General features: G+C 69.6%; 13 protein-coding genes. All 13 read right to left on the minus strand.

Annotation, left to right across the window (positions count from 1 at the left end; genetic code table 11):
- Position 1 precedes the first annotated feature (1 nt).
- Positions 2-301, minus strand: a complete 300-nt coding sequence (gene nuoK, locus BT341_RS03390) for an NADH-quinone oxidoreductase subunit NuoK (protein WP_003081840.1) — start codon at positions 299-301, stop codon at positions 2-4.
- Positions 298-1,167 (minus strand): NADH-quinone oxidoreductase subunit J, encoded by an 870-nt coding sequence (locus BT341_RS03395; protein ID WP_072474867.1) that lies wholly within the window; start codon positions 1,165-1,167, stop codon positions 298-300. The genes nuoK and BT341_RS03395 overlap by 4 nt, the downstream gene beginning before the upstream one ends.
- Complete coding sequence (gene nuoI / locus BT341_RS03400; RefSeq protein WP_072474868.1) at positions 1,164-1,688, minus strand: NADH-quinone oxidoreductase subunit NuoI; 525 nt, start codon at positions 1,686-1,688, stop codon at positions 1,164-1,166. Before nuoI ends, BT341_RS03395 begins: the two co-directional genes overlap by 4 nt.
- Positions 1,675-3,024: an NADH-quinone oxidoreductase subunit NuoH gene (nuoH, locus tag BT341_RS03405; protein WP_072474869.1), complete on the minus strand. Its 1,350-nt coding sequence runs from the start codon at positions 3,022-3,024 to the stop codon at positions 1,675-1,677. Before nuoH ends, nuoI begins: the two co-directional genes overlap by 14 nt.
- Positions 3,021-5,492 (minus strand): NADH-quinone oxidoreductase subunit G, encoded by a 2,472-nt coding sequence (locus BT341_RS03410; RefSeq protein ID WP_072474870.1) that lies wholly within the window; start codon positions 5,490-5,492, stop codon positions 3,021-3,023. Before BT341_RS03410 ends, nuoH begins: the two co-directional genes overlap by 4 nt.
- Positions 5,489-6,772: an NADH-quinone oxidoreductase subunit NuoF gene (nuoF, locus tag BT341_RS03415; RefSeq protein ID WP_072474871.1), complete on the minus strand. Its 1,284-nt coding sequence runs from the start codon at positions 6,770-6,772 to the stop codon at positions 5,489-5,491. The genes BT341_RS03410 and nuoF overlap by 4 nt, the downstream gene beginning before the upstream one ends.
- Complete coding sequence (gene nuoE / locus BT341_RS03420; protein WP_072474872.1) at positions 6,772-7,629, minus strand: NADH-quinone oxidoreductase subunit NuoE; 858 nt, start codon at positions 7,627-7,629, stop codon at positions 6,772-6,774. Before nuoE ends, nuoF begins: the two co-directional genes overlap by 1 nt.
- On the minus strand, positions 7,626-9,005 hold the full coding sequence (locus BT341_RS03425) for an NADH-quinone oxidoreductase subunit D (protein ID WP_072474873.1): 1,380 nt from the start codon (positions 9,003-9,005) through the stop codon (positions 7,626-7,628). Before BT341_RS03425 ends, nuoE begins: the two co-directional genes overlap by 4 nt.
- Entirely contained in the window at positions 9,002-9,751 is a 750-nt protein-coding gene (locus BT341_RS03430) for an NADH-quinone oxidoreductase subunit C (RefSeq protein ID WP_072474874.1), read from the minus strand. The genes BT341_RS03425 and BT341_RS03430 overlap by 4 nt, the downstream gene beginning before the upstream one ends.
- A 4-nt stretch (positions 9,752-9,755) precedes the next feature.
- The gene (locus BT341_RS03435; protein ID WP_072474875.1) at positions 9,756-10,304 is read right to left on the minus strand and encodes a NuoB/complex I 20 kDa subunit family protein; all 549 of its coding nucleotides are present in this window, start codon (positions 10,302-10,304) and stop codon (positions 9,756-9,758) included.
- A gap of 4 nt (positions 10,305-10,308) precedes the next feature.
- Entirely contained in the window at positions 10,309-10,728 is a 420-nt protein-coding gene (locus BT341_RS03440; protein WP_072474876.1) for an NADH-quinone oxidoreductase subunit A, read from the minus strand.
- A 524-nt stretch (positions 10,729-11,252) separates the two neighbouring features.
- On the minus strand, positions 11,253-12,539 hold the full coding sequence (locus tag BT341_RS03445; RefSeq protein ID WP_072474877.1) for a geranylgeranyl reductase family protein: 1,287 nt from the start codon (positions 12,537-12,539) through the stop codon (positions 11,253-11,255).
- Between the two features lie 10 nt (positions 12,540-12,549).
- On the minus strand, positions 12,550-13,239 hold the full coding sequence (locus BT341_RS03450) for a demethylmenaquinone methyltransferase (RefSeq protein WP_072474878.1): 690 nt from the start codon (positions 13,237-13,239) through the stop codon (positions 12,550-12,552).
- Positions 13,240-13,262 lie beyond the last annotated feature (23 nt).

Consider the following 13,262-nt stretch of genomic DNA (forward strand, 5'->3'; position numbering starts at 1 on the left):
CCTAGTACTTCAGCAGGTTGGTGTCGTCGACCGAGGCCGAGCGCCGGGTGCGGAAGATGGCCATGATGATCGCCAGGCCGACCACGACCTCGGCGGCCGCGACGACCATGACGAAGAACGCCATGATCTGGCCGTCGAGCCCGCCGTTGATCCGGGCGAAGGTGACCAGCGACAGGTTCACGGCGTTGAGCATCAGCTCGATGCACATGAACACGACGATCGCGTTGCGCCGCACCAGCACGCCGACCGCGCCGAGCGCGAACAGCAGCGCCGACAGCAGCAGGTAGTACGTCGGGGTCATGCCTTCTCCCCTTCCGAGCCTTCCGAAGCGGCTTCGGAGCCGACCAGTGCGTGCGCGTCCGGGTGCGGGACCTGGTCGGCGACGAGCTTGCGTTCCTTCGCCAGCTCGATCGCCGAGGTGGACTCGATGATCGCCGACAGCGACTCGGGCGCGATCGAGCCGTCCGGCAGCAGCGCCGGGGTGGCCACCGAGTTGGCCGTGGCGAAGACACCCGGGCCGGGCAGCGGCGACGGCCGGTCGTGCTCGCCGCGGAAGCGCTCCACGACCAGTTCCCGCTGCGTCTTCTTGCCGCCCTTGCCGTGCCGGTCGGTGAAGGCCAGCACCATCGCGCCGACCGCGGCGGTGATGAGCAGCGCCGACGTCAGCTCGAACGGGAACAGGTAGTCGGTGAAGATCAGCCGCCCCAGGCCCTTCGGCCCGCCACCCGCCGGGGTGGCCGAGTCGAGCGGGATGGCCGGGGTGACGTTCGCCAGCGCCCGGTAGATGCCGGTGGCCAGCAGCGCGGCCAGCCCGATGCCGAGGACGGTGGCGGCGAGCCGCTGGCCGCGGAGGACTTCGACGACCGAGTCGGAGCTTTCCCGGCCGACCAGCATCAGCACGAACAGGAACAGCATCATGATCGCGCCGGTGTAGACGATGATCTGCGTGAAGCCGAGGAACGGCGCCGACTGGATCATGTACAGCGCGCCCAGGCTCAGCATGGTCAGCACCAGCCACAGCGCCGAGTGGACGGCGTTGCGGGAGAAGATCATGCCGAGCGCGCCGAGCAGCGCGAGCGGGCCGAGGATCCAGAACGCGATGGCCTCGCCGGTCGAGACCCCCGCGGCCGCGCCGGTGGGCGCCGAGGCGAGGAGTGCGCTGATCACTTGACGCCCTCCCCGCGTGCCAGTTCGGGGCCGTTGACGTAGTAGTCCTGCTCGTTTTCGCCGAGCCGCATCGGGTGCGGCGGCTGCTCCATGCCGGGCAGCAGCGGGGCGAGCAGGTCCTCCTTCGTGTAGATCAGCCGCTGGCGGTCGTCGTCGGCCAGCTCGTAGAAGTTGATCATCGTCAGCGACCGGGTCGGGCACGCCTCGATGCACAGGCCGCAGCCGATGCAGCGCAGGTAGTTGATCTGGTAGTCCTTGCCGTACCGCTCGCCGGGCGAGTACCGCGCCTCCTCGGTGTTGTCACCGCCCTCGACGAAGATCGCGTCCGCCGGGCACGCCCACGCGCACAGCTCGCAGCCGACGCACTTCTCGAGGCCGTCCGGGTGGCGGTTCAGCTGGTGCCGCCCGTGGTACCGCGGCGCGGCCGGCGCGCCGGCCTCCGGGTACTCCTCGGTGGCGACCTTCTTGAACATCATCCCGAACGTGACGCCGAAGCCCTTGACGGGATCAAGAAACCCCATCTTGCGCTCCTTCCTTTGCGGTACCGACGGCTGCCGGCTTGCGGCGGGCCGCCTTCGCCTCGGCCTTGGCCAAAGCCTTCTGACGCGGGGTGGTCTGCGGAACCTTGAGGTCCAGCGGCGGGACCGGGAAACCGCCGCCGGTCACGGGCACGGTTTCGCTGGGCTCTTCACGGCCCGACGCGCGGACCCAGAAGAACAGCATGATCAGGAACACGATCGCGATCATGGCGATGGCGATCGTCAACCGTGTCCAGTGGATCGTCTTCGCGAAGGTCACCATGACGATCCACACCAGGTTCAGCGGGACCAGGACCTTCCAGCCCAGGCGCATGAACTGGTCGTAGCGCAGGCGGGGCAGCGTGCCGCGCAGCCAGATGAACCCGAACAGCAGGATGAACATCTTCGCGAAGAACCACAGCACCGGCCACCAGCCGGTGTTGAGGACGTTGTTGTCGATCAGCGACAGCGGCCACGGCGCCATCCAGCCGCCGAGGAACAGGGTGGTCGCGAACGCCGAGACGATCACCATGTTGACGTACTCGGCGAGGAAGAACATCGCGAACTTCATCGAGCTGTACTCGGTGTGGAAGCCGCCGACCAGCTCCGACTCGGCCTCGGGGAGGTCGAAGGGAGCGCGGTTGGTCTCGCCGACCATCGAGATCAGGTAGATCACGAAGCTCGGGACCAGGACGAGGAACCACACCTTGTGCTGCGCGCCGACGATGTCGGCCAGGTTCAGCGACCCGGCCTGCAGGATCACCGCGACGATCGACAGGCCCATCGCGATCTCGTAGGAGATCACCTGCGCCGCGCTGCGCAGGCCGCCGAGCAGCGGGTACGGCGAGCCGGACGACCAGCCGGCGAGCACGATGCCGTAGACGCCGATCGAGGAGCAGGCCAGGATCACCAGCGCGCTGACCGGCAGGTCCAGCAGCTGGAGCACGGTCCGCTCGCCGAAGATCGACACGACCGGGCCGAACGGGATGGCCGACAGCGCGATCAGGGCCGGGATCGCCGAGAGCACCGGCGCGAGGAAGTACACCTTGCGGTCGGCGGTGTCGGGGATGATCTGTTCCTTGAACGGCAGCTTGATCGCGTCCGCCAGCGACTGCAGGTAGCCGCCGGGGCCGACGCGGTTGGGGCCCGGCCGGTTCTGCATCCGGCCGACCGCCTTGCGCTCCCAGACGATCAGGAAGATCGTCATGATCGGCCCGATCAGCAGGATGACCACGCACTTGAGCAGGATCAGCCAGAACGGGTCGTCCGCCAGCAGCGCCGCCCGCGTCGCCGCGTCCGGGACGCTACCGACGGCCGCATCGGTCAGCAGCGGGGTCATCGCCCACCTCCAGCGAGGTTCACCACGGCGCCGTGTCCGGCGCCGAGCGTCTTGAACACGGCCGAGCCGTCGGAGTTGCCCGGCAGCCACACGACGCCGTCGGGCAGGTCGGCGATCTCGACCGGCAGCGTGATCGCGCCGCGTTCGGTGCTCACCCGCACGGTGGTGCCCAGCCCTTCGGCGGTCTTCGCCGACAGCCGCGCGACCGGTGTGCGCTGGGTGCCCTTGAGGTGCGGCTCGTCGTCCTGCAGCGACCCGTTGTCGATCAGCTGGCGCCAGGTCGACAGCACGGCCTGGCCGGCACCGGGCGCCGCGGGCGCCGCGACTTCGCCGGCGACGTGCGTCCAGCGCAGCGCCGAGGCCGGGCCGAGCTTCTCGAAGTCCCCGCGTGACGCGGCGGGCGTCTGCGTGAACAGGTCGGCGTCCATCTCGACGGCGAGCGTGTCGAGCACCCGGCAGTCCGGCAAGGCGCCGGTGCCTTCGATGGTCGTGTCGAACGGGCGGGTGCGGCCCTCCCAGTTGAGGTAGCTGCCCGCCTTCTCGTCCGACGCCGCCACCGGCAGCACGACGTCCGCCCGCTCGGTCACCGCGCTGTGCCGCAGCTCCAGGCTGACGACGAAACCGGCGTTGTCGAGCGCGCGCAGGGCGAGGTCCGGGTCCGGCAGGTCGAACGGGTCGACCCCGCCGACGACCAGGCCGCCCAGCTCGCGGGCCGACGCGGCCAGCAGGATGTCCGTGGTGTCGCGGCCCGGTGTGGCCGGAACCGGGACGTCCCAGGCGTTTTCGACGGCGACTCGGGCCGCGTCGTCGCTCACCCGGCGCCCGCCCGGCAGGAGCGTCGGCACGCAGCCGGTCTCCAGCGCGCCACGGTCGCCGGCGCGGCGCGGGATCCACGCGAGCCGGACGCCGGTGCGCTCGACCAGGTCGTGCAGGGCGGCGAACAGGCCGGGGATCCCGGCGGCGCGCTCGCCGACCAGGACGACGGCGCCTTCGCCGCGCAGGGCTTCGTCGAGGTCCGGCGCGTGCTTGGCGATACCCTCGACGGCCGCGGCCTCCTGGCCGGGGACGCAGGCGAGCAGCTCGCCGTACGTCTTGCGCACCGACGACGTCGTCCACTGTCCCAAGTGGACGACCCGGGTGCGGTTCTTGCGGGCCGCCTTCCGCAGCCGCAGGAACACGATCGGGGCTTCGTCCTCGGGTTCGAACGCGACGCACAGGACCGTGCGGGCCCGCTCGATCTCGCGGAAGGTGACGCCGGAGTCCGGGGTCGTGCCGACCACGTGCGAGGTGAGGAACGCCAGCTCCTCGGCCGAGTGGACGCGGGCGCGGAAGTCGACGTCGTTGGTCTGCAGGGCGACCCGGGCGAACTTCGAGTACGCGTAGGCGTCCTCGACGGTCAGCCGGCCACCGGGCAGGACGCCGACACCGCCGTTGGACCGGGCTTCGGTGAGTCCGGCAGCGGCGACACGCAGTGCGTCGGTCCAGGAGGCCTCCTCCAGCTCACCGGTCTCGCGGTTGCGGACCAGCGGACGCCGGATGCGGTCCGCGGCCGTCGTGTAGCGGAAGGCGAAGCGGCCCTTGTCGCAGATCCACTCTTCGTTGACCTCGGGGTCGTCGCCGGCCAGCTTGCGCTGGACCTTGCCGCGCCGGAAGTCGGTCCGCTCGGCGCAGCCGGACGAGCAGTGCTCGCAGACGCTCGGCGAGGACACCAGGTCGAACGGCCGCGACCGGAACCGGTAGGCGGCGCTGGTCAGCGCGCCGACCGGGCAGATCTGGATGACGTTGCCGGAGAAATAGGACTGGAACGGCTGGCCGGACGTCGTCCGCGACGCCATGTCCAGGACGTCCGCCGTCTCCGCGGTGCCGATCTGCTGGTGGGCGCCGCGTTCGAGCAGCTCGATGAACGGGTCGCCGGCGATCTGCGCCGAGAACCGGGTGCAGCGCTGGCAGAGCACGCAGCGCTCGCGGTCGAGCAGCACCTGCGTGGAGATCGGCAGGGGCTTCGGGAACGTCCGCTTGGTGTCGACGAACCGGGAGTCGGTCCGGCCGTGGGCCAGCGCCTGGTTCTGCAGCGGGCACTCGCCGCCCTTGTCGCAGATCGGGCAGTCCAGCGGGTGGTTGATGAGCAGCAGCTCCATCACGCCCTGCTGGGCCTTGTCCGCGACCGGCGACGTCAGCTGCGTCTTGACGACCATGCCGTCGGCGACGGTCATCGTGCAGGACGCCTGCGGCTTCGGCATGGGCCTGCCGCCCATCTCGACCTCGACCAGGCACTGGCGGCAGGCGCCCGCCGGGTCGAGGAGGGGGTGGTCGCAGAACCGCGGGATGACCGTGCCGAGGCGCTCGGCGGTGCGGATGAGCAGCTCGCCCTTGGGGGCGATGACCTCTTCGCCGTCGATGACCAGCTTGACGTGGCCTTCGGGGACCGGCGTCTCGGTGGTCTCGGGCTTGTCGGGCGCGATCGTCATGATGCCTGCGCTCCCACCAGTTCGCGCTTGTTGCTCTCACACAGAGCGAGGAATTCGTCGCGGAAGTACTTGATGCCGCTCTGGATCGGCGACACCGCGCCGTCGCCGAGGGCGCAGAACGACCGGCCGAGGATGTTGTCGCAGACGTCGAGGAGAGTCTCGATGTCCTCCTCGGTGCCGTGGCCCTCGACCATCCGCTCGAGGATCTGCGCCAGCCAGTACGTGCCTTCGCGGCACGGCGTGCACTTGCCGCAGGACTCGTGCTCGTAGAACTGCGTCCACTTCATCACGGCCCACGGCACCGACACGGTCTCGTTGAAGACCTGGACGGCGGTGGTGCCCAGCATCGACCCGGCTTCCGCCGCGCCCTCGAAGTCCAGCGGAACGTCGAGGTGCTCGGCGGTGAACATCGGGGTGGACGAGCCGCCCGGGGTCCAGAACTTGAGCGGGATGCCGTCCTTCATGCCCCCCGCCATGTCGAGCAGCTCCCGCAGCGTGGTGCCGAGCGGGCACTCGTACTGGCCGGGCTTCTCGACGTGGCCGGAGATCGAGTAGATCTTCGGGCCGGGCGACTTCTCGCGGCCCATCTCGCGGAACCAGCTGGAACCGGCGTTGACGATGTAGGGCGCGCTGGCGATGGTCTCGACGTTGTTCACCGTGGTCGGCGCCGCGTACAGACCGGCGGCCGCGGGGAACGGCGGCTTGAGCCGCGGCTGGCCGCGACGGCCTTCGAGCGAGTCGAGCAGCGCGGTTTCTTCGCCGCAGATGTACGCGCCCGCGCCCGCGTGGACGGTGATCTTGAGGTCGAAGCCGGAGCCGAGGATGTTTTCGCCCAGGTAGCCCGCCGCTTCGGCTTCGCGCACGGCCGCGTTGAGGCGGCGGATGCAGTGGAGCGCTTCCCCGCGGACGTAGATGAAGCAGTGGTTGGACCGCATCGCGTACGAGGCGATGATGCAGCCCTCGATGAGCGAGTGCGGGTCCGCCATCATCAGCGGGATGTCCTTGCACGTCCCCGGTTCGCCCTCGTCGGCGTTGATCACCAGGTAGTGCGGCTTGTCGAAGTTCGGCGGCATGAACGACCACTTGACGCCGGCCGGGAAGCCCGCGCCGCCGCGGCCGCGCAGGCCGGAGTCCTTGATCAGCTGGACGAGCTGCTCCGGCGTCCCGGCCAGTGCCTTGCGGACGGCGGTGTAGCCCTCGAGTGCCTCGTACGTCCCGATCTGCCAGGAGTTCGGCGACAGCCAGCGCTTCGTGAGGACGGGGGTAATGGGATCGGCCATTACTTCTTCTCCACTTCGGGAAGCGGGACGTCTTGTGCGGCCGGGGCGACCCAGCCGCGCTCCTGCGCGAGCTTCGCGCCCCGCAGTGTCTCGACGGCCTGCGACGGGCCGTCGACGTCCCTGCGGTAGGCCGCCTCGTCCTCCGGGAAGAACCCGGCGAGCTGCAGCTCGGCGCCCTTGAAGTTCGTCAGCGGAGCGCCGCGCGTCGGGGCGGGCTTCTTGCCCGCCCGCAGCGCGTCGACCAGCGCGACGGCCTTCTCCTCGGTCTGGTTGTCGAAGTACTCGTAGTTGACCTGGATGACCGGCGCGAGGTCGCAGGCCGCCAGGCACTCGGCGTGCTCGAGGGTGATCGAGCCCGGCTCGTTCGGCGTGCCAGCGGTTTCGTTGTGCCCCAGCGGGTTTTCCTCGGAGCCGAGGTGCGTCTGGAGCTTCTTGTAGATCGCGTCGCCGCCCATGGCCGCGCACAGCGTGTTGGTGCAGACGCTCACGAGGTGTTCGCCGCACGGCTTGCGCTTGTACATGGTGTAGAACGTCGCGACCGCGCTGACCTCGGCGTCGGACAGGTCGAGCTGCTTCGCGCAGAACGCGATGCCCTCCTGGCTGACGTACCCCTGCACGGACTGCACGAGGTGCAGCATCGGCAGCAGCGCCGACCGGGACATCGGGTAGCGCGCGATCAGCTCCTGCGCCTTGGCGTGGATGTCCGCGTCGAAGATGTCTTCCAGCGGCGTCTCGGTGACGATCCCGGCGGCCACTTCGGGGTCCGGCGCGATGGCGACGACGTCGGTGTCGGCCGAAGCCGCCGCGTACGTCGTGTCCGCGTAGTTCGGCCCTGGCTCGGGAACTGCTGTGGTCATCGGTCCACTCCCCCCATCACGGGGTCGATCGAGGCGATCGCGGCGATCACGTCCGCGACCAGGCCGCCTTCGGCCATGGCGGGCATCGACTGCAGGTTCACGAAGCTCGGTTCGCGCACGTGGACCCGCAGCGGCCGGGTGCCGCCGTCGGACACCAGGTGCGCGCCCAGCTCGCCGCGCGGCGACTCCACCGGCACGTAGACCTGGCCCGGCGGCACCTTGAAGCCCTCGGTCACCAGCTTGAAGTGGTGGATCAGGGACTCCATCGACTGGCCCATGATCTTCTTGACGTGCTCGAGCGAGTTGCCCATGCCGTCGCTGCCGATGGACAGCTGCGCCGGCCACGCGATCTTCTTGTCCTCGACCATCACCGGGCCCGGCTCGAGCTTCTCCAGGCACTGCTCGATGATCTTGAGGCTCTCGTGCATCTCGTGCACCCGGATCAGGTAGCGCGACCAGCAGTCGGCGCCGTTGTCCACGGGCACGTCGAAGTCGAACTCGTCGTAGCAGGAGTACGGCTCGGTCTTGCGCAGGTCCCACGGCAAGCCGGCGGACCGGAGCACGGGACCGGTGACGCCGAGCGCGAGGCACGCGTCGACCGGCAGGTAGCCCACGCCCTTGAGCCGGTTGCGCCAGATCGGCTGGCCGGTGAACAGCTTGTCGTACAGCGGAAGGCGCTTCTTCATCGTCTTGATGAACTCGCTGACCTTCTCGTGGTAGTCGGCCGGCATGTCCTGCGCCAGGCCGCCGGGGCGGATGAACGCGTGGTTCATCCGCAGGCCGGTCAGGTGCTCCAGCAGGTGCAGCACCTCTTCGCGCTCGCGGAAGCCGAGCGTCATCGCGGTGGTGGCGCCGAGCTCCATGCCGCCGGTGGCGATGTAGACCAGGTGCGAGCCGATCCGGTTGATCTCCAGCAGCATCACGCGCAGCAGCTGGGCGCGGCGCGGGGCCTCGACGCGCAGCAGCTTCTCGACCGCGAGGCAGTACGCCATCTCCGTGGACAGCGGCGCCAGGTAGTCCATGCGCGTCACGAACGTGACGCCCTGGGTCCAGGTGCGGTACTCGCAGTTCTTCTCGATGCCGGTGTGCAGGTAGCCGATGACCGAGCGCAGCTGCGTGACGGTCTCGCCCTCCATCTCCAGCACGAGCCGGAGCACGCCGTGCGTCGACGGGTGCTGCGGGCCCATGTTGATGACCATGCGCTCGTCGTGCGCCGCGTCGGCGATGACGTCGTCCCAGTCGCCGCCGGAGACGGTGTAGACGCGGCCTTCGGTGGTGTCACGCGACTCGGCGTAGTTCGCGTTGTCGGTGCTGTCGCTGCCGGCCTCGGTCGTCGAAGTGCCGGTCGTGACGTCGGAAAGGTTCTCGGTGCTCACGAGTACGACCTCCGCTGGTCCGGCGGCGGGATCTCCGCGCCCTTGTATTCGACCGGGATCCCGCCGAGCGGGTAGTCCTTGCGCTGGGGGTGGCCGTCCCAGTCGTCCGGCATGAGGATCCGGGTCAGGGCCGGGTGGCCGTCGAAGACGATGCCGAACATGTCCCAGGTCTCCCGCTCCTGCCAGTCGGCGGTCGGGTAGATCCCGACCAGCGACGGCACGTGCGGGTCCTCGATGTCGAGGGTGACCTCGAGGCGGATCCGGCGCCGGTAGGTCAGCGACGTGAAGTGGTAGACCGCGTGCAGCCGCTGCGGGACGTCGACGCCGTAGTCCACGCCGGACACCGAGGACAGCAGCTCGAACCGCAGGCCCCCGTCGTCGCGCAGCACCTTCGCGATCGCGGGCAGGTGCTCGCGGGCGACGTAGAAGGTGATCTCGCCGCGGTCGACCGTCGTCTGCAGGATCGCTTCGGACGGGATCTTGTGGTCCGACAGGGCCGCGTAGAACTCGTCGGCGAACTGGTCGAACCAGCCGCCGTACGGGCGCTCGGCCGGCGCGGGGCTGTAGGCCGGGAGCCGGACGCCGCCGTAGCCGGAGGTGTCACCGGTGCCCTGGACGCCGAACATGCCGCGGCGTTCGCGGCCGGTGACGACCGCTTCGGCCGAGCCCTGGCCCTGGGCGGTGAGGCCCGTTTCCGGACGGTCGGCGCTGGACTGCTCGCCGCCGGTCTCTGGTTTCTCGCTCATCGCTCTACTTCTTCGCGTACTTGATCGACGACGGGACGAGCTCGGTGCGCGCCCCGCTGGCCGCGCGGATGGCGGCGCGGCGGGCGTTGATCGGCTCGTCCTGGATCTTGGCGTGCAGCTTGAGGATCGCGTCCAGCAGCATCTCCGGCCGCGGCGGGCAGCCGGGCAGGTACATGTCGACCGGCACGATGTGGTCGACGCCCTGGACCACGGCGTAGTTGTTGAACATGCCGCCGGAGGAGGCGCAGACACCCATGGCGAGCACCCACTTCGGGTCGGCCATCTGGTCGTAGATCTGCCGCAGGACCGGGGCCATCTTCTGCGTGACGCGCCCGGCGACGATCATCAGGTCGGCCTGCCGCGGCGTCGCGCTGAAGCGCTCCATGCCGAAGCGGGCGATGTCGTAGCGGGAGCCGCCGACCGTCATCATCTCGATCGCGCAGCAGGCGAGGCCGAAGGTCGCGGGCCAGAGCGAGTTCTTGCGCGCCCAGTTGACGAGGCCTTCGAGGCTGGCCAGCAGGATGCCGTTGGGGAGTTTCTCTTCGAGGCCCATGGGTCTAGTTCCAATCCAGGCCGCCGCGCCGCCACACGTAGGCGTACGCGAAGCCGACCGTCGCGATGAACAGCAGGATCTCCACCAGGCCGAACGTGCCCAGCGCGTCCGCCTGCACGGCGAACGGGTAGAGGAAGACCATCTCGATGTCGAACAGGATGAACAGCATCGCGGTGATGTAGTACGCGACCGGCATCCGCCCGGCGCCGACGAGCGGCTGCGGCGACGGCTCGATGCCGCACTCGTAGGCGGAGAGCTTGGCCTTGTTGTACCGGCTGGGGCCGACGAGCGGGCCCAGCAGGACCGACAGCACGGCGAACGCCAGCGCCAGCACGAACAACAGGACCAGGGGCAGGTAGGGCTTCAGGCTCGGGGCCTCTTGCGCCAGCTGCACCGTCTCGGTTCGGGTCAGCAACGTCAGCACGGGGTCTTCGCCATCCTTTCCGCGCCGATGCGGTTGTGCTTGTGGTGGGGAACCGCTTGGCCTCGTCGGCACCCTAAGGGACCTGGGTCACACCGCCGAGGGTCAGGGTCTCCTTACGGCCCGTGGCTGGACCGGACTCTGCTTGTGAAATAGTTCACAAGCCACTCGTCGTGGATGTGAAGGGATTCACAAAGCATGGGGGGAGTCTAGGACGCGACTCACACTCTTGTCCCTAGGCCCCCGTGTTATAAGGCTGACCTAACTTCTCCCGCCATCGTTGTCACGGCTCGGCAACACCGCGCGCGCGACCTGCGCGAAGACGGTTCAAGATCGCTCTGCGGCCGGACATACCGGACTTCGCCGTGTGAGCTATCCCACTGACCGCACGGCCAACTTGCTAGGCCACCCGTGTGTCCGCGCGCGCAAGAGCGCCCCAATGTGGCCTTCGGTGCGTCTGACGCACCCAAGGCGGCCTTCGGTGCGCCAGACGCAACCAAGGCCGCCTTGGGACGCTTGGGGCCGGGTCAGCGCGGGGAGGGGGTGACGCGGGCCAGCGCCGCGATGAGGCGGTCGACGCCGTCGCCGCCCTTGGCGTCGTAGCAGCCGGACAGGCCCTTGTAGACCAGCGGCAGGAGCTTGTTGACGCGCAGCCCGTACTTGGTGCAGGCGTGCATGATCTTCGGCTTGCCGATGATCTTCGCGAACACGTTGCCCAGCGCGTAGTAGCCGCCCATCAGCTCGCCGACCGCACGCGGGTACGCCTCCAGCGCCCGCTCCCGCGAAGGCCCTTCGCGCCGCGCCAGGGCCTGCACGACGACCTCCGCGGCGATCTGCGCTGACTCCATCGCGGCCGAGATGCCTTCGCCGTTGAACGGGCTCACCATGCCGCCCGCGTCGCCGAGCAGCAGCAGGCCGTCGCGGTAGTGCGGGGTGCGGTTGAAGCCCATCGGCAACCCCGCGCCGCCGACCTTGCCGATCGCGTTCTCCTCGCGGTAGCCCCACTCCTCGGGCGTGCCGTCGAGCCACTGGCGCAGCAGCGCGCGGTAGTCGGTGTTCCGGAACGACGCCGACGTCGAGAGCATGCCGAGGCCGACGTTGACCGTGCCATCGCCGAGCGGGAACGCCCAGCCGTAGCCCGGAAGCAGCTTCGGGTTCCGCGGGTCCGAGCGGTCCCACAGCTCGAGGTGGCCCTCGATGAACGGGTCGTCGTGCCGCGGGCTCTTGTAGTACTGGCGCACCGCGACACCCATCGGGCGCTTCTCGTTCTTCTGGATGCCGACGCTCAGCGCGAGCCGTGCGGACACGCCGTCGCAGGCCAGGACCAGCGGCGCGCGGTAGTGCACGACCGTCTTCTCCGGCCCGACCTTCGCCTCGACGCCGACCACGCGCCCGGCCGGGCTGGTGATCGCGCCGGTGACCGTGGTGCGCTCGTAGAGCCGCGCACCGGCCTTCACGGCGAGCTTGGCGAGCATGTCGTCGAAGTCGTGGCGGGTGCGGGAGACGCCGTAGGGCGGGTAGCTGGTCAGGTCCGGCCAGTCCAGCTCCAGCGTCAGGTCGCCGGTGAGGATCCGCAGGCCGCGGCTGTGCACCCAGCCCGCTTCCTCGCTGGTGTCGATGCCCAGGTCGATGAGCTGCTTGACGCCGCGCGGGGTCAGGCCGTCGCCGCAGACCTTCTCGCGCGGGAACTCGGTCTTCTCCAGCAGCAGGACGTCGACGCCCGCGCGGGCCAGGTAGGTGGCCACGGTGGACCCGGCGGGTCCGGCGCCGACGACGATGACTTCGGCGTCCTGGTCTGGGCTGCGACGGCTCATGGCCGCGAGTTTATGCGGGCTTTCGCGCGCGGTGGATCGCCACGACCCCGAATGTGAGGTTCAACCACTCGACGTCCGTCCAGCCCGCGCCGGCGATGATCTCGCCGAGCGTGCGCTGGTCGGGCCAGGTGAGCATGGACTCGGCCAGGTACTTGTACGCCTCCGGGTTCGACGACGTCCGGCTGCCGACCCAGGTGAGCAGGCGCAGGACGAACTTCCGGTGGATGAACCGGATCGGTGCGAACGGCGGCGTCGAGACCTCGCAGATGACCAGGCGGCCGCCGGGCTTGACCACCCGGGCGATCTCGGTGAGCGCGGCCTTCGGGTCGACGAAGTTGCGCAGCGCGAGGGAGATCGTCACGGCGTCGAAGCTCTCGTCGGCGAACGGCAGGTGCAGCGCGTCCGCCGCGACCATCGGCACGTTCCGGTGCTTGCCCGCGCGGAGCATGCCGAACGAGAAGTCCGCGGCCAGGCACCAGGCGCCGCCCCGGGCGTACTCGACGGTGGACACCCCGGTGCCGGCGGCGAGGTCCAGGACCTTCTCGCCGCGGCGCGCGTCGAGCACACGGGCGGTGGTGGTGCGCCAGCGCCGGTCGAAGCCGAAGGTCATGAACGAGTTCGCCCGGTCGTACCCGGACGCGACGCCGTCGAACATCGCGGCGACTTCGTGCGGGTCCTTGTCCAGGCTTGCGCGTGACATGCGTCCGAGATTAGCCGGAAGAC

It is taken from the genome of Amycolatopsis australiensis, assembly GCF_900119165.1.
Taxonomy (GTDB): Bacteria; Actinomycetota; Actinomycetes; order Mycobacteriales; family Pseudonocardiaceae; genus Amycolatopsis; species Amycolatopsis australiensis.